Origin of the sequence: Bradyrhizobium sp. U531 (assembly GCF_051710265.1) — a bacterium.
Lineage (GTDB): Bacteria > Pseudomonadota > Alphaproteobacteria > Rhizobiales > Xanthobacteraceae > Bradyrhizobium.
The window spans coordinates 585,804-607,703 of the sequence record NZ_JASVEN010000002.1 but is presented as its reverse complement, the minus strand read 5'-3'; the positions used below and the strand labels follow the sequence as shown (position 1 = coordinate 607,703).

At 66.5% G+C, this 21,900-nt stretch carries 19 protein-coding genes; 12 read left to right on the top strand and 7 right to left on the bottom strand.

Features of this window, described 5'->3' with window-relative positions; all coding sequences use genetic code 11:
* The first annotated feature begins 2 nt into the window (after nt 1–2).
* From sdhA to QRQ56_RS14710, 9 genes are all read left to right on the top strand, one after another.
* Entirely contained in the window at nt 3–1,838 is a 1,836-nt protein-coding gene (gene sdhA / locus QRQ56_RS14750) for a succinate dehydrogenase flavoprotein subunit (RefSeq protein WP_438740999.1), read from the top strand.
* 100 nt (nt 1,839–1,938) lie between these two features.
* Nucleotides 1,939–2,721, top strand: coding sequence for a succinate dehydrogenase iron-sulfur subunit (locus QRQ56_RS14745; protein ID WP_438740997.1), 783 nt, complete (start codon nt 1,939–1,941; stop codon nt 2,719–2,721).
* 188 nt (nt 2,722–2,909) lie between these two features.
* The gene (locus QRQ56_RS14740; RefSeq protein WP_438740995.1) at nt 2,910–5,063 is read left to right on the top strand and encodes an ATP-binding protein; all 2,154 of its coding nucleotides are present in this window, start codon (nt 2,910–2,912) and stop codon (nt 5,061–5,063) included.
* 50 nt (nt 5,064–5,113) lie between these two features.
* A complete protein-coding gene (locus tag QRQ56_RS14735; RefSeq protein WP_438740993.1) occupies nt 5,114–7,066 on the top strand; it encodes an ABC transporter ATP-binding protein/permease in 1,953 nt (650 codons plus the stop codon).
* Nucleotides 7,067–7,230: 164 nt separating this feature from the next.
* Nucleotides 7,231–8,058 (top strand): FkbM family methyltransferase, encoded by an 828-nt coding sequence (locus QRQ56_RS14730; RefSeq protein ID WP_438740992.1) that lies wholly within the window; start codon nt 7,231–7,233, stop codon nt 8,056–8,058.
* Between the two features lie 21 nt (nt 8,059–8,079).
* Nucleotides 8,080–8,466, top strand: a complete 387-nt coding sequence (locus QRQ56_RS14725) for a VOC family protein (RefSeq protein ID WP_438741477.1) — start codon at nt 8,080–8,082, stop codon at nt 8,464–8,466.
* A gap of 66 nt (nt 8,467–8,532) precedes the next feature.
* On the top strand, nt 8,533–9,018 hold the full coding sequence (locus QRQ56_RS14720; protein ID WP_438740989.1) for a pyridoxamine 5'-phosphate oxidase family protein: 486 nt from the start codon (nt 8,533–8,535) through the stop codon (nt 9,016–9,018).
* Entirely contained in the window at nt 9,018–9,260 is a 243-nt protein-coding gene (locus tag QRQ56_RS14715; protein WP_438740988.1) for a hypothetical protein, read from the top strand. Before QRQ56_RS14720 ends, QRQ56_RS14715 begins: the two co-directional genes overlap by 1 nt.
* Nucleotides 9,261–9,446: 186 nt before the next feature.
* Nucleotides 9,447–11,585 carry an OmpA family protein gene (locus tag QRQ56_RS14710; RefSeq protein ID WP_438740987.1) on the top strand — a complete coding sequence of 713 codons (2,139 nt, stop codon included), beginning with the start codon at nt 9,447–9,449 and terminating at the stop codon, nt 11,583–11,585.
* Nucleotides 11,586–11,732: 147 nt separating this feature from the next.
* Here the strand turns inward: QRQ56_RS14710 and argG are convergent, their stop codons facing one another.
* The 6 genes from argG to QRQ56_RS14680 form a co-directional block, all read right to left on the bottom strand.
* Complete coding sequence (argG, locus tag QRQ56_RS14705) at nt 11,733–13,070, bottom strand: argininosuccinate synthase (RefSeq protein ID WP_438740986.1); 1,338 nt, start codon at nt 13,068–13,070, stop codon at nt 11,733–11,735.
* A gap of 92 nt (nt 13,071–13,162) precedes the next feature.
* A complete protein-coding gene (locus tag QRQ56_RS14700; RefSeq protein WP_438740985.1) occupies nt 13,163–13,939 on the bottom strand; it encodes a phosphatase PAP2 family protein in 777 nt (258 codons plus the stop codon).
* A gap of 95 nt (nt 13,940–14,034) precedes the next feature.
* On the bottom strand, nt 14,035–14,532 hold the full coding sequence (locus QRQ56_RS14695; protein ID WP_438740984.1) for a hypothetical protein: 498 nt from the start codon (nt 14,530–14,532) through the stop codon (nt 14,035–14,037).
* A 127-nt stretch (nt 14,533–14,659) separates the two neighbouring features.
* A complete protein-coding gene (gene rlmN, locus QRQ56_RS14690; protein WP_438740982.1) occupies nt 14,660–15,862 on the bottom strand; it encodes a 23S rRNA (adenine(2503)-C(2))-methyltransferase RlmN in 1,203 nt (400 codons plus the stop codon).
* A 183-nt stretch (nt 15,863–16,045) separates the two neighbouring features.
* On the bottom strand, nt 16,046–16,684 hold the full coding sequence (locus tag QRQ56_RS14685) for an invasion associated locus B family protein (protein WP_438740980.1): 639 nt from the start codon (nt 16,682–16,684) through the stop codon (nt 16,046–16,048).
* Nucleotides 16,685–16,797: 113 nt separating this feature from the next.
* Entirely contained in the window at nt 16,798–17,637 is an 840-nt protein-coding gene (locus tag QRQ56_RS14680) for an SDR family oxidoreductase (RefSeq protein ID WP_438740979.1), read from the bottom strand.
* Between the two features lie 218 nt (nt 17,638–17,855).
* On the opposite strand from QRQ56_RS14680, the gene QRQ56_RS14675 reads away from it, so the two are divergent.
* The 3 genes from QRQ56_RS14675 to QRQ56_RS14665 all read left to right on the top strand — a co-directional run bounded on the left by QRQ56_RS14675 (nt 17,856) and on the right by QRQ56_RS14665 (nt 21,297).
* Nucleotides 17,856–18,830 carry an NADPH:quinone oxidoreductase family protein gene (locus QRQ56_RS14675; protein ID WP_438740977.1) on the top strand — a complete coding sequence of 325 codons (975 nt, stop codon included), beginning with the start codon at nt 17,856–17,858 and terminating at the stop codon, nt 18,828–18,830.
* 559 nt (nt 18,831–19,389) lie between these two features.
* On the top strand, nt 19,390–20,127 hold the full coding sequence (locus QRQ56_RS14670; RefSeq protein ID WP_438740975.1) for a hypothetical protein: 738 nt from the start codon (nt 19,390–19,392) through the stop codon (nt 20,125–20,127).
* A gap of 18 nt (nt 20,128–20,145) precedes the next feature.
* Nucleotides 20,146–21,297, top strand: coding sequence for a TAXI family TRAP transporter solute-binding subunit (locus QRQ56_RS14665; RefSeq protein WP_438740974.1), 1,152 nt, complete (start codon nt 20,146–20,148; stop codon nt 21,295–21,297).
* Between the two features lie 185 nt (nt 21,298–21,482).
* Here QRQ56_RS14665 and QRQ56_RS14660 read toward each other — a convergent pair whose 3' ends face one another.
* Nucleotides 21,483–21,875, bottom strand: a complete 393-nt coding sequence (locus QRQ56_RS14660; RefSeq protein WP_438740972.1) for a YkvA family protein — start codon at nt 21,873–21,875, stop codon at nt 21,483–21,485.
* Nucleotides 21,876–21,900: the final 25 nt, after the last annotated feature.

Here is a 21,900-nt window from a genome sequence, read left to right as displayed (position 1 = left end):
CCATGGCCACCACAACGAATGGCTCGGGCAACGGCGCTCCCGCCACCAACGGCAAAGCCTATCCGATCGAAGACCACACCTACGACGTCGTCGTGGTCGGCGCCGGCGGCGCGGGCCTGCGCGCGGTGGTCGGCTGCAGCGAGGCCGGCCTGAAGACGGCCTGCATCACCAAGGTGTTTCCGACCCGCTCGCACACGGTCGCGGCGCAGGGCGGCATCTCCGCTTCGCTCGGCAACATGCACAAGGACGACTGGCGCTGGCATATGTACGACACCGTGAAGGGGTCGGACTGGCTCGGCGACCAGGACGCGATCGAATACATGGTGCGCAACGCGCCCGACGCGGTCTACGAGCTCGAGCATTGGGGCGTGCCGTTCTCGCGCACCGAGGACGGCAAGATCTATCAGCGTCCGTTCGGCGGCATGACCACCGAGTTCGGCAAGAGCCAGGCGCAGCGCACCTGCGCCGCCGCCGACCGCACCGGCCACGCCATGCTGCACACGATGTATGGCCAGTCGCTGCGCCACGCGGCCGAGTTCTTCATCGAGTTCTTCGCCATCGACCTGATCATGGACGACCAGGGCACCTGCCGCGGCGTCATCGCGCTCAAGCTCGACGACGGCACGTTGCATCGCTTCCGCGCCCAGACCGTGATCCTCGCCACCGGCGGCTACGGCCGCGCCTACGCCTCCTGCACCTCGGCGCACACCTGCACCGGTGACGGCGGCGGCATGGTGCTGCGCGCCGGCCTGCCGATGCAGGACATGGAGTTCGTCCAGTTCCATCCGACCGGCATCTACGGCTCGGGCTGCCTCGTCACCGAAGGAGCCCGCGGCGAAGGCGGCTACCTCGTCAATTCCGGGGGCGAGCGCTTCATGGAGCGCTATGCGCCGTCGGCAAAGGACCTCGCCTCGCGCGACGTCGTCTCGCGCGCGATGACCATCGAGATCCGCGAAGGCCGCGGCGTCGGCAAGAAGAAGGACCACATCTTCCTTCATCTCGATCATCTCGATCCCGCTGTTCTGGCCGAGCGCCTGCCGGGCATCTCCGAATCCGCGAAGATCTTCGCCAATGTCGACGTGACGCGCGAGCCGATCCCGATCGTGCCGACCGTGCACTACAACATGGGCGGCATCCCCACGAACTATCACGGCGAAGTCCTGACCAAGCGGGATGGCGATGACAACGCCATCATTCCGGGCCTGATGGCGATCGGCGAAGCCGCCTGCGTCTCCGTGCACGGCGCCAACCGTCTCGGCTCCAACTCGCTGATCGACCTCGTCGTGTTCGGCCGCGCCGCGGCGCTCCGCCTCGCCGAGAAGCTGACGCCGAACGCCAAGCAGCCGGAGCTGCCGGCGAGTTCGTCGGATCTCGCGCTCGGCCGCCTCGATCACTATCGCTACGCTTCCGGCGGCACGCCGACCGCGAAGCTGCGCGAAGGCATGCAGAACGTGATGCAGACCAATTGCGCGGTGTTCCGCACCGGCGAAGTCCTCAGCGAAGGCCAGAACCTGATCGCGAAGGTTCACAGCGGTATCACCGATATCGCCGTGTCCGACCGCTCGCTGGTGTGGAATTCGGACCTGGTCGAGACGCTCGAGTTCGACAATCTGATCTCGCAGGCGGTGGTGACGATGAACTCGGCCGCCAACCGCACCGAGAGTCGCGGCGCCCATGCCCGCGAGGATTTCTCCGACCGCGACGACAAGAACTGGATGAAGCACACGCTGGCCTGGCTGGACGATGCCGGCAAGGTCAAGATCGAGTACCGCCCGGTTCACGACTACACCATGACCAACGACGTGCAGTACATCCCGCCGAAGGCGCGCGTGTATTGATAAGGACTCGTCATTGCCGGGCTTGACCCGGCAACCCATCCCTCAAAGATGGATGCGCGGGTCAAGCCGCGCATGACGGAAGAAACCAGAGGCAGGACTTATGGTTGAATTCGCACTTCCGAAGAACTCCAAGATCACCGGCGGCAAGACCTGGCCGAAGCCCGCGGGCGCGGCCGAGACGCGCGAGTTCAAGGTCTATCGCTGGAATCCGGACGACGGCAAGAATCCGAGCGTCGACACCTATTACGTCGACACCAATGATTGCGGTCCGATGGTGCTGGACGGCCTGATCTGGATCAAGAACCACATCGATCCATCGCTGACCTTCCGCCGCTCCTGCCGCGAAGGCGTCTGCGGCTCCTGCGCCATGAACATCGACGGCCAGAACACGCTGGCCTGCACCCGCTCGATGCACGACGTGAAGGACGGCGCGGTGAAGGTGAACCCGCTGCCGCATCAGCCGGTCGTGAAGGACCTCGTCCCCGACCTGACCAATTTCTACGCGCAGTACGCCTCGGTCGAGCCGTGGCTGAAGACGACCTCGCCGACGCCGCAGAAGGAATGGCGCCAGACCCACGAGGACCGCGAGAAGCTCGACGGCCTCTACGAGTGCATCCTGTGCGCCTGCTGCTCGACCTCGTGCCCGAGCTATTGGTGGAATAGCGATCGCTATCTCGGCCCCGCCGCGCTGCTGCAGGCCAACCGCTGGGTGTCCGATTCGCGCGACGAGGCGACCGGCGAGCGGCTCGACAATCTCGAGGACCCGTTCCGGCTCTATCGCTGCCACACCATCATGAACTGCGCCAAGGCCTGCCCGAAGGGCCTCAACCCGGCCGAAGCCATCGCCGAGCTCAAGCTCAAGATGGTCGAGCGCCAGATCTGACGGCCAGGTTCATGCTTTGCGTCCCGGCCGGACCGGCCGGGACATTTTGCAATCGCGGTCAATTCGAGCAGAATTTTCTCCGACCCGCCGCGCGCGCAAATTCTGGGCTAACAACCTGCGGTTCCCGCACAAGCCGCTTCCTTCCCTTCGCGAGATTCAGTTAAGCTCCCCTCAGGGACGGAGCGACTGTGCGAAGGGCGCAACGCAACTCGCTGAGGCTGTTGCAGTGGATGATGGCGGCATCCCTGGCGCTGCCGGTTGCCCTGTTCGCGATCGCCGCCACGATCTCCTACACCTCGACCAGGGACATCGCCGACCGCGAGATCGAGCGCACGCTCGACGTCGCGCATGAGCACGCGCTCAAGGTGTTCGAGACCATCGACCGCAGCCTCGCCGAGCTCAACGAGGTGGTCCGCGGCCTGTCCGACGACACCATCCGCGCGCGCGAGCCGACCCTGCACCGCCGCCTGAAGCGGCTGACCGATTCGCTGCCGCAGCTCAAATCGGCCTGGATCTTCGACGCCGACGGCAAGGCGCTGGTCAACAGCCTCGCCTCGCCGCCGCCGGAGGTGAGCTTTGCGGACCGCGACTATTTCTACGCCCATGTCGACCAGAGCATCGGCACCTTCATCGGCATGGCCCTGACGCCCCGTCCGCCCTATCAGGGCGCGCGATTCTTCGGAGTGAGCCGCCGCCGCGAGTCCGACGACGGCCGCTTCACCGGCGTGATCCAGGCCTCGGTCCTCCCCGAATATTTCGAGAGCTTCTACGCCCGCATCGGCTCGGATCCCGGCAGCTTCTTTGCGATGGGCCGCACCGACGGCGCGATGCTCACGCATTTCCCGCGGCTCGACCACGACCTCAGGCTCGACCCGACCGGGCCGGTCGGCCAGGAAATCGCGGCGCGCCCCGACCATGGCCTCATCACCATCGCCTGGCCGTCGGACGGGATCGAGCGCCGCATCGGCTATCGGCGCGTCGCGGAGTATCCGATCTATGTCAGCGCCGGGCTCGCGACCTCGGCGATCCGCGCACGCTGGCTGGCCACCATGGGCCAGCATCTGGTGTTCGGCCTTCCCGCCACCGCGCTGCTGTTTCTGCTGCTGGCGCTGGCATTCCGGCGCACGCAAAACCTCCAGGCCGAAGCGGCCAAGCGGCGCGAGGCCGAGGAGGCGCTCAAGCACAGCCAGCGCCTGGAGGCGCTCGGCCAGCTCACCGGCGGCGTCGCGCATGATTTCAACAATCTGCTGACGGTGATCCGCGCCTCGGTCGACCTGTTGAACCGGCCGCAACTGACGGAGGAGCGGCGCCAGCGCTACATCACCGCGATCGCCGACGCGGTCGCCCGCGCCGCCAAGCTCACCTCGCAGCTGCTCGCCTTTGCGCGGCGCCAGACCCTGAAGCCGGAGGTGTTCGACGTCGGCGAACGGATGCAGTCGCTGCACGACATGCTCGCGCCCCTGCTCGGGTCGGCCATCGAGATCGCGATGCGCCTGCCCGCCGAGCCCTGCCTCGTCCGGGCCGATGCCGGCCAGTTCGAGACGGCGCTGATCAACATGGCGACCAATGCCCGCGATGCCATGCAGGGCAAGGGCCGCATCACCTTCAAGGTCGAGGTCGCGACGACCGTTCCGGACACGCTGGCCGCCGCTTCGGGCAGCCATATCCCGGCAAACCATGGCTTCGTCAGCGTGACCGTCAGCGACACCGGTATCGGCATTCCCGCCGCCCGGCTCGGACGCATCTTCGAGCCGTTCTTCACCACCAAGCAGGTCGGCCACGGCACCGGCCTCGGCCTGTCCCAGGTGTTCGGCTTCGCCCGGCAGTCCGGCGGCGAGGTGACGGTCACGAGCGAGCTGGGGCACGGCAGCACCTTCTCGCTCTATCTGCCGCGCGTGCCGGCGGAGCTGCTGCCGCAGCGGCAGGCGCCCAACACCGCGCCGGCGGTGGCCGGCAGCGGCATGTCCGTGCTGTTGGTCGAGGACAATATCGAGCTCGCCAATTTCGCCGCCGATGGTCTCACCGAGCTCGGCTACAGCATCACGCTGGTCGACAATGCGACCGATGCGCTCGCCGAGCTCGTCGTGGACGACGACCGCTTCGACGTCGTGTTCTCGGACGTGGTGATGCCCGGGATGACCGGGCTCGATCTGGCGCAGGCCATCCGCGAGCGCGGCATCGACGTGCCGGTCGTGCTGACCACGGGCTACAGCCAGGCCCTGTCACAGGACGGCGCGGCGGGCTTCGATCTGGTTCAAAAGCCCTATTCCATCGAGGAATTGTCGCGCGTTCTGCATCGGGCAGCCCGGATCCGGCAGGTCCGGGACGGCGCCGCAGAATAGGCGTTGCGGAACCCTGGGGAACCCGTTGAGTTCCCTCGCGTTGTCGGCCCATGCACAAGCCCACCGCGAAGCGCGACCAGGACAAGCCGCCGATCGTCAGGATCAAGGGCGAGAATGGCGACGAGGTCGAGCCGCCGCCCCCGGAGCTGCTCGAGCCCGACTCCGAACTCTCGCCCGAGGAGGCCGAGCAGGCCCGCAAGGATTATCTGCTGACGCGGTTCTGGATCAGCGCGCGCGGCTTCTGGGGCCGCAGCGGCGATCGCCTGGCCTGGCCGTTCTCGCTCGGCCTCGTCGCACTGATCGTCCTCACCGTCGGCTTCCAGTACGGCATCAATGTCTGGAACAGGGCGATCTTCGACGCGATCGAGAAGCGCGATGCGGGAGCCGTCTTCCATCTCTCCGCGATGTTCTTTCCGCTCGCGATCGGCAGCATCGTGCTCGGCGTCGCGCAAGTGTTTGTGCGGATGGGCATCCAGCGGCGCTGGCGCGCCTGGCTGACCAACAGCGTGCTGACGCGCTGGCTCAAGAACGGCCGCTACTACCAGCTCAACCTCGTCGGCGGCGACCACAAGAACCCGGAATACCGGATCGCCGAGGATCTGCGCGTCGCCACCGATTCGCCGGTCGACTTCCTCGCCGGCGTCACCTCGGCGATGCTGTCGGCGGCGACATTCATCGTCGTGCTCTGGACCATCGGCGGCGCGCTGACCGTCACGCTCGGTGGCTCGACCATCACCATTCCCGGCTTCCTCGTAATCGCCGCGATGCTCTACGCCGCGATCGCCTCGGGCTCGATCCTGGTGATCGGCCGGCAATTCGTGCAGGTGTCCGAGGACAAGAACCAGGCCGAGGCCGATTTCCGCTACACGCTGACGCGCGTGCGCGAGAACGGCGAGAGCATCGCGCTGCTCGGCGGCGAGGAGGAAGAGCGCGAGGGCATCGATCGCAACTTCACTGGCGTGCTCAGGCAGTGGGCGCGATTGGCCGGCCAGCACATGCGAACTACGCTGGTGTCGCAAGGATCGAGCCTCGTCGCACCGGTCGTGCCGCTGCTGCTCTGCGCGCCAAAATTTCTCGACGGCAGCATGACGCTTGGACAAGTGATGCAGGCGGCTTCCGCCTTCACCATCGTGCAGAGCGCGTTCGGCTGGCTGGTCGACAATTATCCGCGGCTCGCCGACTGGAACGCCTGCGCGCGCCGCATCGCCTCGCTGATGATGTCGCTCGACGGCCTCGAGCGCGCCGAGCAGGGCGACGGCCTCGGCCGCATCAAGCGCGGCGAGACCAGCAACGAGACGATGCTGGAGCTCAAGGACCTTTCGGTCACGCTCGACGACGGCACCGCCGTGGTCGGCGAGACCGAGGTCGCGATCGAGCCCGGCGAGCGGCTCTTGGTCGCCGGCGAATCCGGCACCGGCAAGAGCACGCTGGTGCGCGCCATCGCAGGGCTGTGGCCGTGGGGCGGCGGCAGCGTCAATTTCCACGCCGACCGTCGGCTGTTCATGCTGCCGCAGCGGCCCTACGTGCCATCCGGATCCCTGCGCCGCGCGGTCGCCTATCCCGGCGCCGAGGAGGACTGGACCGTCGAGGAGATCGGCGAGGCCCTGCACAAGGTCGGCCTCGATCATCTCAAGGAGAAGATCGAGGAAGAAGGCCCCTGGGACCAGACGCTCTCCGGCGGCGAGAAGCAGCGCCTCGCCTTCGCGCGGCTGCTCTTGCACAACCCCGATATCGTCGTGCTGGACGAGGCGACCTCGGCGCTCGACGAGAAGAGCCAGGACAAGATGATGCAGATGGTCACCGACGAGCTGCCGAAGGCGACCATCGTCAGTGTCGCGCATCGCGTCGAGCTTGAAGCCTTCCACAGCCGCAAGATCGTGCTGGAGCGGCGCAAGGGCGGCGCCAAGCTCGTCAGCGACATCGACCTCATCCCGCGCAAGGGCAAGCGCAAGCTGCTCGGGCGATTCCTGCGGCAGCGCAAGGCACCGAAGAAGGCGGCGTGAGGCCGTAGCCCGGATGGAGCGCAGCGCAATCCGGGTAAGTCTCTCCGTGAGGCTAAAGCCCCGGATTTCGCTGCGCTCCATCCGGGCTACATTCTTTTCCCTCGACGTTGGAGTCCTCCACAAAACCGGCTATGCATGCGCCGCCTGCAACGAGGATCGCCTGCTTGACGACCGACAACATCCCTTCGTCCGCGCCGTTCGGCGCGTTTGCGCCGAACGCGGCGCAGGCTGCGATCATCGGCCTCACGCAACAATCGGGGCTGAAGCGCGGTGCGTTCCGGCCGTGGATGTCGCGGCTGGTGAACCTGCTGCGGAGCGGCCCTGTCGACGTGCAGTATCAGGGTGCCTCGTTCCGGCTCTATCACCAGGGCAGCGCGACCGAGCGCGGCGCGCTGTTCAATCCCGACTACAATCTCGACGAGCTCGACTTCCTGCGCCAGCACACCCCGTCGGGCGGCACCTTCGTCGACGTCGGCGCCAATGTCGGCACCTTTGCGCTGGTGATGGCGCGACAGGTCGGCACCGCCGGCAAGGTGGTCGCGATCGAGCCGCATCCGCTGACATTCGGACGACTGTCCTTCAACCATGCCGCATCGAAAGCTGCTCAAGTGCGCCTGGTGCAGGCCGCGGCCGGCGACAGCGACGGCGAGCTGATGATCGAGAGCGGCGGCGGCAATCTCGGCGCCACGCATGTCGTCACCGGCACGGCCAGCGCGGACGCGATCAGGGTGCCGTCGCTGCGGTTAACGCGCATCCTCGACGAGGCCGGCGTTTCCCAGGTCGATTCGCTCAAGATCGACGTCGAGGGTTTCGAGGACCGCGTCCTGATCGGATTCTTCCGCGACGCGCCGCCGTCGCTGTGGCCGCGCGCGGTGGTGATCGAGCATCTGTCACAAGACGAATGGCAGCAGGATTGTATTGCCGACATGGTCGCACGCGGTTTCGCCATCGCGCGCAGGACGCGAAGCAATACGTTCCTGTCGCGCGGATGACGACGAACGAGGGGCATGACGATGATTGATCATCTGGGATTCTCGGTCTCCGACTACGAGCGCGCCAAGGCCTTCTACACCAGGGCGCTGGCTCCGCTCGGCTACGGCCTGATCATGGAAGTGACGGCGGAGCAGACCGGCCACGCCGCGGCCGCGGGCTTCGGCGCCGACGGCAAGCCGGACTTCTGGATCGGCGGCGAAGGCGCCATGAACAAGCCGGTGCATGTCGCGATCGCGGCCAGGGACCGCGCCACCGTCGACGCCTTCTACAAGGCGGCCCTTGCGGCAGGCGGCCGCGACAACGGCCCGCCCGGCATCCGCCCGCACTACCACCCCAACTACTATGGCGCCTTCGTGCTCGATCCCGATGGGCACAACATCGAGGCCGTCTGCCACATGCCGGAATAGGCCGGGATTCCCACGGGAACATCGCAACCGGCAGGCCGTTATCGTCCCTTGCAAGAGGGGTACGACATGGCCAACGACAATGCCCGCGATGTGGACCGCGTCTGGGAGCTCATGAAGAAGATCGGGTTCGCAATGCTGGTGACGCGCGATGGCGACAAGCTGCGCGCGCGGCCGATGAGCGCCCAGCTCGATCGCGATGCGAACACGATCTACTTCCTGACCGACGCGCGGCGTCACAAGGACGAGGAGATCGCGCGCAATCCCTCCATCAACCTGTCGTTCGCGGATGCCGGCAGCCAGAAATACGTCTCGCTGACGGGCACGGCCGTCGTCTCCAACGACCGAGCCAAGATCAAGGAGCTGTTCTCGACGCCGGCGAAGGCGTGGTGGGACAGCGCCGAAGATCCCAACATCCGCGTGCTCAAGGTCACGCCCGACGATGCCGAGTTCTGGGATTCGCCGGGCACGGTGATCTCCTATGTGAAGATGGCGGCTGCGGCAGTGACGAACACGCGGCCCGACATCGGCGAGAACCGCAAGGTCTCGATGTGATGCCGATCGAGCCGCCCGAGATTCCGCCGTCGACGCCCGGCACGCCGACCGAGCCGCCGCCGGGAATTCCGCCCGGCAGTCCGCAGCCCGAAATCGCGCCGCCGGTGCGCGAGCCCGGCGAGTCCCCGCGGCCCGACGAATTGCCGGGCCGCGTGCCTGAAGAGATTCCATCGCGTGGACCGAGCGGCCCGCTCACGCCCAATCCCGCGACGGACGCGATGCCGTCGCGCAATCACATATGAGGCGAAGCATCACATGTGAGGCGATTGCAACCCACGCCTGAATGCGCAATGAACGTCATCATAGTGAGTCGATTTGCGTGCAGAAATAAATCGGGCAGCGGCCGCTTCGCCTGCCACAATGCGGCCTAACGCGTAGCCGTTCATCACGACACTTCGTCAAAGAACCTTCCGGGGAAGTTCACCACCATGACCAACCTTCGTTTCGTGCTGCTTGCGACGACGGCTCTCACCGCGATGCAATTGGCAAACACCGCATCGCATGCGCAAGGCGCTGCGCCGCTCGTCGTCGCGCAGGCCCAGCCGCAAGACACCGGGCCCGACGGAAAACCGAAGCAGCCGCCGAAGGGACCGCCTGCGGCCGCGCCGCCTGCGGCACCCGCGCGCCCTGCTGCACCGCCGCCCGCGGCAGCACCTCCCCATCCGCCTGCTGCGCCCCCGCCTGCAGCCGCACCGCCGCGCCCGGCCGCGCCGCCTCCGCCTCCGCCGCCTCCTGCGGCTCGTCCGGCCCCGCCGCCGCCACCCCCGCCGCCTGCCGCACCGAAGCAGCCGTCGCCGCCTCCGGCCGCGGCTCCGCAGCAGCATGCCCCGACACCGCCGCCACCCGCACCGCCTGCGGCCCGGCCGGCTCCCACCCCGCCGGCTCCGCCGCCCGCGGCGGCTCCGCAGCACACGCCAACCCCGCCGCCGCCTGCTGCGGCGCGTCCGACTCCGACACCACCTCCGCCGCCGCCTCCTCCGGCAGCGGCTCCCTCCGCGCGGCCCGCGCCGGCACCGACGGCGCCCCCGCCGGCTCCGACCGCAGCGCCTGGGGCCCGTCCTGGCTCTCCCGCGCCGGCGACGACTCCGGCTCCGACGACAACGCCTGCACCGACCGCGACTCCCGCGCCAGGCAGCACGCCCGGCGCAGCGCCGGCTGGCCGCCCCGGTATGCCGCCGCCCGGCCGTCCCGGTGCGCCGCCCCCGGCAGCATCGCCGGCTCCTGGCGCCGCTCCCGCTCCGACCGCGACGCCCGCGCCGGGTGGCACGCCGACGACGCCGCCTGGACGTCCGGGTTCGCCGCCACCGGCTCCCGGCGCGACGCCGGCCCCAGGTCAGCAGGGTGGAACGCCGCCCGCCGGAGCACCCGCGGCCGGCACCCCGGCTGCGGCACCGCAGGCCGGGACTCTGCCCCGGCCGCCGGCACCTCCCGCCGGCGCCGCAGCTCCAACGGTCGTCCCAGGCACGCCGGCCGCAGCGCCGCCGCCAGACAGGGCCCAATTCAGGCCGCCGACGGTTGCACCGGCGTTCCGGGCCGCACCGACCGTTCAAGCACCGTTGCCGCCGCCGCCGCGTCCGCAGCAGCGTGACCTGACGCCGCTCGCGATCGGTGCAGGCGTCGTGGCCGGTGCCGTGATCGGCGCCACCATTGCCGACATGCATAGCCAGCGACGCGAGGTCGTCGAAGGCGGCCGCACCGTCTACACCGAGCCGGACCGCATCATCATCCGCGATCCCGGCGGGCAGGCTTACGTCCGCGGCAACGATCTCTATCGCTTCCGCTACGGCGCACGCGACATCCGTACCTTCAACGAAGGCGGCGACACGCGCACCGTGGTGGTCCGTCCCGACGGCAGCGAGATCATCACCGTGGTCGGACCGGACGGTTCGCTGCGGCGGCGAATCCGCAGGGACAGCGGCGGACGCGAGATCATCATCATCGACAACACCTACCGCGATCCGCGGGCAGTCGGCGGCTTCTATGTCGACGCGCCACCGCCGGTCGTGAACATTCCCTATGATCGCTACATCGTCGACGCCCAGGAAGCGTCGCCGGACGTGATCTACCAGACGATGGTCGCGCCGCCGGTGCAGCGGATCGACCGGCGTTACTCGCTCGACGAGATCCGCTACAGCCCCAATGTTCGCATGCAGATGCCGAGCATCGACGTCAACACGATCAACTTCGAGACGGGATCGTGGACCATCCCGCCGGACCAGGCGGCCCGGCTGCAGGCGATCGCCGACGGTCTCAACCGTGCGATCCAGGCCAATCCGCGCGCGGTGTACCTGATCGAAGGCCACACCGACGCGGTCGGCAACGAGGTCGACAATCTCTCATTGTCGGACCGTCGTGCGCAGTCCGCGGCCGAGTTGCTGACTCAGCAGTTCGGCGTGCCCGCCGAGAACCTGACGTCGCAGGGTTATGGCGAGCAGTACCTGAAGGAGCAGACGCAAGGGCCGAGCCTGATCAACCGGCGCGTCACCATCCGCAACATCACGCCGCTGCTCAACGGTGGCCAGGCCTCGCTGCCGCCGCCCCCGCCCGGCACCGCGCCGCCGCGGTAAACGGCACACACAAATGCAAATGGCCGGGAGCGATCCCGGCCATTTTTTTCTTTTGTAGGGCGGGTTAGCGAAGCGTAACCCGCCAACTTCGTTCGGCGAACGCGGAAGCACGGCGGGTTACGCCTTCGGCTAACCCGCCCTACTAGCTCACCCCTTGTCGTTTTCGAGCCGGAAGATCTGCGAGCCTTCGCTGCCCGAGAGCAGGCCGGTCTTGGAATAAAGACCGAGCTTGGTGCGGGTGTCGGCGATGTCGAGGTTGCGCATGGTGAGTTGGCCGATGCGGTCGGCCGGCGTGAACGGGGCATCCTCGACCTTCTCCATGCTGAGCCGCTCCGGCGCATAGGTGAGGTTGGGGCTCTCGGTGTTGAGGATCGAATAGTCGTTGCCGCGGCGCAGCTCGAGCGTGACCTCGCCGGTGACGGCGCGCGCGACCCAGCGCTGCGCGGTCTCGCGCAGCATCAATGCCTGCGAGTCGAACCAGCGGCCCTGATAGAGCAGGCGGCCGAGACGCATGCCGCTGATGCGGTACTGCTCGATGGTATCCTCGTTGTGGATGCCGGTGACGAGGCGCTCATAGGCAATGTGCAAGAGCGCCATGCCGGGCGCCTCGTAGATGCCGCGGCTCTTGGCCTCGATGATGCGGTTCTCGATCTGGTCGCTCATGCCGAGGCCGTGACGGCCGCCGATGGCATTGGCTTCGAGGAACAGCGCGACGGGATCGGAGAAGGTCTGGCCGTTCAGCGCGGTCGGTTGCCCTTCCTCGAAACGCACGACGACCTTCTCGGCCTTCACGGCGCAATCGTCGCGCCAGAACGGCACGCCCATGATCGGGTTGACGATCTTGATGCCGCTGTCGAGGCTTTCGAGATCCTTTGCTTCATGCGTGGCGCCGAGCAGATTGCTGTCGGTCGAATACGCCTTCTCGGCGCTCATCTTGTAGGCGAAACCCTGCGCGGTCATGAACGCCGACATCTCGGCGCGGCCGCCGAGCTCGTCGATGAACTGCTGGTCGAGCCAGGGCTTGTAGATCTTCAGGCCGGGATTGGTGAGCAGGCCGTAACGGTAGAAGCGCTCGATGTCGTTGCCCTTGAAGGTCGAGCCGTCGCCCCAGATGTTGACGCCGTCCTCCTTCATCGCAGCGACCAGCATCGTGCCCGTCACCGCGCGGCCCAGGGGCGTGGTGTTGAAATAGGTGATGCCGCCGGTCGAGATGTGGAAGGCGCCGGACTGGATCGCGGCGATACCTTCATGGACGAGCTGGGTGCGGCAATCGACGAGGCGCGCCTTCTCGGCGCCGAACTCCATCGCCTTGCGCGGGATCTCGTTGTAGTCGGCCTCGTCGGGCTGGCCGAGATTGGCGGTGTAGGCGTAGCAGCGCGCGCCCTTCTGCTTCATCCAGAGCAGCGCCGCTGATGTGTCGAGGCCGCCCGAAAAAGCGATGCCGACTTTCTCACCCTTGGGCAGGCTCTTCAGGATCGTGGTCATGGCGCGTCCAATCGGTCTCAAATAGCTGATGTTTTTCGTGGCTCGGGGCGGCGAATATCAAATTTCGCACGCCTCGGCACGCATTTAATGGATCAAACCGAGGGCTCGGGACCGGTCTTGCGGCCGAACAGGCGCTGGCGGAGCCGGTAGGCGGGCATGTTCAGCCGGGTCAGGGCGGCATCGACCGCCTCGTCCGAAAACCGCGTCCGCGGCCAGCGGTAAATCAGCGCGTAACCGAACCAGATCACCAGGAAGGTGACGAGGCCGGCGATCGACACGTCGGTGAAGAAATGGCCGCCGAAGGCCATGCGCAGCCCGCTCGTGACGGCGCCGAACACCAATGCGGCGGTATAGGCGAGCGGCCGCCAGGCCGGCGGCGCCAGCGCGGCCGGCGCCAGGGTCCAGAACGCGGTCGCGCCCTCGCCGGAGAAGAACGAACAGTTGCGCGCGCAGCCGCCGCGCGGATCCCACCACGGCACGAACTGCTGGTCGCCGGCAAACTGCGTCACCACCACCGGGCGCGGGCGGCCCCAATAGGTCTTGAAGGTGAGGTTGGTCAGGATGCCGGCCGACAGGATGATCGTGACGAGCAGGAACACGATCGCGCGACCCGACACCATCAGCGGGCGATCGGGCCTGATCATCTTGACCACGAGCGCCACGAGCGACGGCAGCACGAAGGCCCAGGCGACCCACATCGCGGCATCGCGCGCGAAGCCGGCCCAGTCGTTCAGCTTGAGCGGAAAGGTCTTCGTGTCGGGGTCGAAGAACAGCGAGGCGAGCTTGAGATCGAGCTCGGGATAGAGCCCGAAAACGACGCCGATCACGAGCCACAGCGCCAGGGCGATGAAGAGTCCAGTCCGGTTCATGGCGCGCGGTTTAGCGGAGTGGGGCGGGGATGAAAACCCTTGTGACCGTCATCCGTGGCGGCTCGAAGAGCCGAACCCGGAATGACGGCGCAAAACTAGCTCGCATCCGGCCGCGAATTCGCGGGCAGTGGCGGGGGCGGCTTGCGTGGCGGGGGCGGCGGGCCGCGCCAGGCGCCGGCGTTGCGGCCGGCGATCAGCCAGTAGACGATTCCGGCGACGATGCCGGCACCGGTCATGATCTCGAGGTGACGCCGCACGACGCCTTCGAACTGCAGCGTGTCGGAGTGGAAGGGAACGAGACCGAGATAGCAGGCGAGCCCGACGACGCCGCCGCCGACCGCGTAAGCGAGCGCGCTGCGGATATAGAGCGCCTCGGTGATCGCAACGATCACGGCCGCCGGCACCAGCGCAAAGCCCGAGACGAAGATGAAGCCGAAGCCCAGCAGGATGTCGATCGCGCCCTGATCGACGGGACCGGCGCCGAGATCCGCGAATTCCGGAAACAGCAGCGCGACGACCACGATCATGCCGCCGACGAAGCAGGCGGCGAGAAAGCCGATGAAGACGACGATGAGGCGGCCGATCAGGGACATGCGGAGAACGATACCATCGCCGTCATTGCGAGCGCAGCGAAGCAATCCAGAAATGCATCCGCGGAAGCAGTCTGGATTGCTTCGTCGCTGCGCTCCTCGCAATGACGAAAGAGCGCGAACATATCCGCTAATCCGTCATCGCCATGGCGCGCAGCGCCTGGCGTTCGCGGACCGAGAGCTTTTCGGTCTCCGACTTGAGCTGGCCACATGCGGCGAGGATGTCGCGGCCGCGCGGGGTGCGCACCGGCGAGGAATAGCCGGCGTTGAAGATGTATTCGGAGAATTTTTCGATCTGGTCCCAGTCCGAGCATTCATAGGCGGTGCCGGGCCAGGGATTGAACGGGATCAAATTGATCTTGGCGTGAATGCCCTTGAGAAGCTTCACCAGCAGTTTTGCATCGTCGAGCGAATCGTTGACGCCCTTGAGCATCACATATTCGAAGGTGATGCGGCGCGCGTTGGAGGCGCCGGGATAATCGCGGCAGGCTTGCAGCAATTCCTTGATCGGATATTTGCGGTTGAGCGGCACGAGCTCGTTGCGCAATTCGTCGCGCACCGCATGCAGCGAGATCGCGAGCATGACGCCGATCTCCTCGCCGGCGCGCACGATGTTCGGCACCACGCCGGAGGTTGACAGCGTGATGCGGCGGCGGGAGATGCCGATGCCTTCATTGTCGCCGACGATCAGAAGCGCATCGCGCACCGCGTCGAAATTGTAGAGCGGCTCGCCCATGCCCATCATCACGATGTTGGTGACGCGGCGCGTGCCGTCCTCGCGATCCGCCCAGTCGTTCAGGCGATCGCGCGCGACCATGATCTGGCCGACGATCTCGCCGGCGGTGAGGTTGCGCACCAGGCGCTGCGTGCCGGTGTGGCAGAACGAACAGTTCAGCGTGCAGCCGACCTGCGAAGAAACGCAGAGCGTGCCGCGATCGGTCTCGGGGATGTAGACGCACTCGACTTCATGCGCCTTCTGAACATTGTCGCCGCTCGGCAGGCGCAGCAGCCATTTGCGGGTGCCGTCGCTGGAAATCTGCTCCACCACGACTTCGGGGCGGTCGACCGTGAAATGCTGTGCAAGCTCGGCGCGAATGCCCTTCGAGATCGAGGTCATGTCGTCGAAGCTCTGCGCGCCACGGAAGTAGAGCCAGTGCCAGAGCTGCTGCACGCGCATCTTGCGCTGTGCGGGCGCGACGCCGATCTCGCCGAGCCGGTCGGCAAGCTCGGTGCGCGACAGGCCGATCAGCGATGGCTTGGCCGGCGGCACATAGGTTTCGAGTGGAGTTTTCTCCACCAGGATTGCGTCGCGCGGCTCGGTCGTCGGTTGCATGGAATGGGCCTGACTACGTGGGTCGTTCCGGGGCGGCGCGAAGCGCTGAACCCGGAACCTCGAGATTCCGGGTTCGATGCTGCGCATCGCCCCGGAATGACGGAAAAACTTGGAACCGGCCCTATATAGCAACCGGGGCCGCCGATTGCGACCTTCTCGCCCGCAGGCTTAACGCCGGCAAGCTTATCTTCGGCAATCCTGCGAGATCCGGTCGAGCGCCTGGGCCAGCCCCTTCAGAGAGAAGGTATCGGTCGTTTCCGTGCCCTTGGCCGAGACGCCCTTGACGACGAGATCGGCGGATTTGCGCATGGCTTCGACCATCCGCTCCTCCTCGGCCGCGTTCTTGATCCAGAGGCCGTCGCCCTGGGTGTACATCGCAAAGGCAGCGCCGCCGACCTCGACCGAGGATTCCGAGCCCGGCTTCAGCGCATAGCCGATCATCACCGAGACCTCGTTGTTCACCTTCTCGGCCGGCCGGGTCGAGACGAAGGCATAGGCGGGATCGCGCGGCCTGTTCGGTGGGTTGGTCTTCGACGACGACGGCTTGGCCAGCGCAAAGCAGACCTTCTTGCCGTTGGGCGTCGCCGAATAGGCGCCCCAGGTGCCGAACTGACCGATCAGGGTCGGCTCCGCGCCGCCCGCAACTGCCGCGGGCGGGGCCACGGGTTTGCTCTCCGGCTTTGCAGCCGATTTCGCAGTCGTGCTCGCCGCCGGTTTTGGCGCCGCCTTCGGCGCCGGTTGTGCCGTCTGCGCCTGCGCAGAAACGGCGATTCCCCCGGCCGCCACGCCAGTCATCAAAGCTAAAATCAGCACCCGCCACATGCTGGAGTGGTTCCCTCAATATTGTGACTGGAAGATGGCCCGGCCGTGCTTTGTCCCCGTGGCAGGGATAGCCGGGAAAGCCCAATTTGGGAAGGCAGTTAGCGCGATTACGATCAGCCCTTGGATCGTGCGGCGCGTTGCTCGGACCATTGCGCCTCGGTCCAGCCCAGGAGGTCCTCGGCGCCGGAACTGCGCAGGTGCGCACCGCCGTCGATCACCACCATCTCGCCGTTGATATACGCGGCACGGTCCGAGACCAGGAAGCTGGCGAGGTCGGCAAGCTCCCCATGCTCTCCGGTCCGGCCCAGCGGGTTGCGCGCGGTCCAGCCTTCATCGCGGCCTTCCGGGCGGAGCTGTCCCGTCGCGCCCGCGGTCGGGAACGGACCGGGCGCAATGGCGACGGTGCGAATGCCCTTCGGGCCCCACTCCACCGCGAGGCTCTTCGTCATCGCCAGCAGCGCCGATTTCGCCATCGCCGACGGCACCGTGAAGGCGCGGCCGGTGATGGTCGAGGTCGAGAGGATCGAGAGCACGACGCCGCCATGCCTGCCGTCGATCCAGCGCCTGCCGGCGGCGAGCGTGCAATACATCGCGCCATGCAGCGTCGGCGCAAGGATCGCGTCGGCCGCGCGGAACGACAGATGCTCGCTCTGTGCGATGAACGTCGCGGCTGCGTTGTTGACGAGGATATCGAGCGGCGCCTCGCGCCAGATCGCATCCATCATGGTCTCGACTGCAGCGCCATCGCGGACATCGCAGGCGATCGTCGTGACCTTGCCGCCGCTCTGCGCGCGCATCTCCGCGGCCGTCACCTCCAGCCGGTCGAGCTTGCGGCCACAGATCACGAGCTCGGCGCCGAGCGCGAGGAAACGGCGCCCCATCGCGGCGCCAAGGCCCGAGCCGCCACCGGTAACGAGGATGCGCTTTTGCTTGAGCAGGCCCGTTTCAAACATCGTTTGAATCCTTATCTCTGCGGATTACGTCATTGCGAGCGCAGCGAAGCAATCCAGAGTCCGTCCGGCGGAAATAGTCTGGATTGCTTCGCTGCGCTTGCAATGACGAGGATAAGCCGGTGCTCGGCTTCAGACAAAGAATCCGGATTGTCCGGCCGCGCTAAATCCGGCAGAAACGGGCCAACTATAATTCCACTCGAAACGCTTCAGGTGCCGCCATGAAAGCCATCCTCTGCTCGCAATATTGCCAGCCCGACGATCTCGTTCTCGCCGAGGTGCCGGATCCCGTGGCGGGTCCCGGCGAGGCCGTGATCGCGATCAAGGCGGCGGCGCTGAACTTCTTCGACATCCTGATGATCCAGGGCAAATACCAGATCAAGCCGCCGTTCCCGTTCTCGCCCGCCGCGGAAGTCGCCGGCGTGATCGAGAGCATCGGCCCCGGCGTGACCGACGTGAAGGTCGGCGATCGCGTCGTCGCGTCCTGCGGCCACAACGGCGCGCGCGAGAAGATCGCGCTGCCCGCGGCCTCCATCGTGAAGATTCCCGACAATCTCGACTACGACCGCGCCGCGGGCATCATCATCATCTACGGCACCGCGCTGCATGCGCTGGAGGATCGCGCCAGCCCGAAGCCGGGCGAGACGCTCGCGGTGCTGGGCGCGGCCGGCGGCACCGGCCTTGCCGCGTGCGAGCTCGGCAAGCTGATGGGACTGAAGGTGATCGCTTGCGCCTCGTCGGACGAGAAGCTCGAATTCGCCAAGGCGCATGGCGCCGAGCTGACGCTGAACTACGCCAAGGAAGACCTGAAGGAAGGCTTGCGAAAACTCACCGGCGGCAAGGGCGTCGACATCATCTTCGATCCCGTGGGCGGTGCTTATGCCGAACAGGCGCTGCGCTCGATCGCCTGGGAAGGCCGCTTCCTCGTGATCGGCTTTGCCGCCGGCGACATTCCGAAGATGCCACTGAACCTTGCGCTGCTGAAGGGCTGCGACATCCGCGGCGTGTTCTGGGGCGCATGGACCCGGCAGAATCCGGAGAAGAACCGCGCCAATCTCGAGAAGCTCGTGAAGTGGACCGCGGAAGGAAAGATTTCATCGCATGTCGATCGCACCTTCCCGCTGGCCCAGACCGCGGACGCATTGAAGGTGCTGGCCGGACGCCAGGCCATGGGCAAGGTGATCCTGCATCCGTGAGGATGTGAGGTCATCGCGGCGATTGCCGCACAGCGCTCAACATGCACGACTGTCATCGCCCGGCTCGACCGGGCGATCCAGTATTCCAGAGACGCCAGTGATTTAGCCGAGACGCCGCAGCGTACTGGATGCCCCGGTCAAGCCGGGGCATGACGGCGGAGCTTTGTGGGCGGCGCAATGACTCGCAGTTCTTTACGCGACGTCGCGCCCGGTAGAAACTCCCTCAACCATCGCTGCCGAAATTGCGGTGCATTCCGCGTCGTCGCCCCAATCAAACCCAAATATCTCCAGATTCGCGCAAACCGCCGTCGCTTTTTGGGCTGAATCGGACGGCGATTTACCGGTTCCAGTTTGCGGGGCGCTTCTGGACAACAACAAAAAGACTAAACCCGGGAATGCCCCTGCGTAGTCAGTAATGGGGAGCATCACCATGGAGACGACGGCATTCCGTCCGTCCGGGGAGTCGCGGGCGTTCGACTCCGATCGATCAGCATCACATTCGTCCACCGCGTCCTACGTCCGTGCGCGCGCCGCTCGGGCCGAACTCTCAGACGATCCCATGCCTCTATTCCTGTCCGATCCGCTCGGGGCGCCGGATCCCAGGGAATATGAGCCGCACGGACTGCGCGCCAGAAGCAGGATCGTCCCGCGCCTTCTTGCAACGGGGCTCGCGATCTCGGGCGCTGCGATTCTCGCCGCGCTGTTTCAGTCCGACCTGCGCAACCTCGTCGGCGGCGGCACGCCCGGGCAAGCCATGACGCCGAGCAACACGCCGGTGGCACGGCAGGTCCCGCTCAAGGATCCGGCCCGCGTGACCAACACGATGCTGGCGAGCGCCGACAGGCAGGAGCTTCCGGCACCTTCGGCGCCAAGCCGCGAAGCAATCGCGACCGCCTATCAGGTTGCCCTGCAAGCCCAGTCCCAAGCTCAAGTGCAAACTCCGGCGCAAGCGCAGATGCAGGCGCAGGTCCAGGCGCCCATCGCAGCACAGGCGGCACCGCCCGAGCCCGTCAGGACGCTCGACGCCGACACGCTCGCCGGGCTGATGACGCGCGCCAGAAATCTGATCGGCGTCGGCGACATCGCCGCGGCGCGCCTGCTGCTGGAACGGGCGGCCAACGCGAATGATGCGACGGCAGCGCTGCTGCTGGCGCAGACCTACGATCCCGCCGTGCTCGGCACCAGCGACGCACGCAGCGTCATTGCCGACGGGCCGGCCGCTCGTGACTGGTACCAGCGCGCCGCCAGTCTCGGATCGGCGGAGGCGCGACGGCGCCTCGCCCAGCTCTCGAACTAGACCATTTCAGGGGACATCATGCGTAACGCTTTGAGCATGGCGCTTGCCGCCATCATGACCATCTGCGCCTTCACCGCACGCGCCGAGCAGACCGAATATGATCCGGCAAAAGTCTCGGACAGTCTGAAGGCCGTCTTCCAGTTCGGCTCGAGCTCGACCAAGCAGGCGCTGAACGCCAATACCGTCACGCTGATCACAGGCACGATCGGCGGCACCTATGTGCAGTTCGGCGCCGACCTCGCCTCCGTGCTCGACGACGGCAACAAGATCCGCGTGCTTCCGATCGTCGGCCGCGGCTCGGTGCAGAGCGTCGCCGACATCCTGTTTCTGCAGGGCGTCGATCTCGGCATCGTGCGCGCCGACACGCTCGATTATCTCGAGCGCAAGGGCTTTGCCAAGGACATCAAGCGGCAGTTCACCTATGTGACGAAGCTGTACAACGAGGAGATGCAGGTGATTGCGCCGAAATCGGTCGCAACGCTGAGGGATCTCGAAGGCAAGACGGTCAGCGTGGATCTGCCGAACGGCGGCACCTTCGTCACCGCGCTCACCGTGTTCGAGCGGCTCGGAATCAAGGCGAAGTTCGTCTATGTCGAGCAGCGTATCGCGATGGAGAAGCTGAAGGCCGGGGAGATCGACGCCGTCATCGTGGTCGGCGGCAAGCCGTACAAATCGGTCTCGACCTTCGGCAATGACGGCCGCTTCCATCTCGCACGGGTCGACTACGCCAAGCCGCTGCAGAGCGACTATCTGCCGGCGACGCTGACCGCGAAGGACTATCCGAACCTGATCAAGGAGGGCGAGAGCGTGGACACGATTGCGGTGCCCGCAGTCCTCGCGGCCTATAATTGGGCACCGAACACGGAACGCTATCGCAAGCTCGCGCTGTTCGTGGACGCCTTCTTCACCAAATTCCCGACGCTGCAGAACCCGCCCTTCCATCCCAAATGGAAGGAGGTCTCGCTCGCGGCGCCCCTGTCCGGCTGGAACAGGTTGCCGGTGGCGCAGCAATGGCTCGACAAGCACGGCGTGGAGCCGGTGACGCGCCAGCGCTTCGAAGCCTTTCTCAAGCAGAACCCCACGGCTGCGAAAGTGTCCGACACCGACAAGGAGACGCTGTTCAAGCAATTCCAGGCGTGGGACGCGGAGAAGGCGCGGGCGCAGAAATAGAAGACGTCATTGCGAGATCCGTAGCCCGGATGGAGCGGCATGCACGACAACGACTGTCATCGCCCGGCTTTGACCGGGCGATCCAGTACGCCGAGACGGTTGTGATGAGCCGACGGGCTGCGGCGTACTGGATTCCCCGCCTTCGCGGGGAATGACGGCGGAGGGCGTCGCTGAGGTCGCGTCGGCTACGCCGCTTCAGCTTCCACGTCCGCCTCACCCACTCCGCGCTTCAGCGCGGCGCGGGCGGCTTCGCGGTGCTCTGTCGTGATGTGGCCGGAGACCATGCGGATGGCGGTGGCGAGCACCGCGGCGTCATCGGCGAAGCCGAGCACCGGCATCACGTCGGCGACGAAGTCGAACGGCAGGATGAAATAGGCGATCGCCCCTAACAGCGCGGCCTGGACGTGGCGCGGCGTCTGCCGGTCGAATGCGCAGTAATAGGCAGCCAGCAGGTCTTCGGCGAACGGCAGATGCCCGACCACGCGCTTCAGCTTGCGCCAGAAGCGGCGGCGCACGCTCTCGCGATCTTCCGCGAGCCGATCGGCCGGCTCGAAACCGACGCTGTGTTCGGCAGCCATGTTCGATAAACTCCTCGTTCAGCCC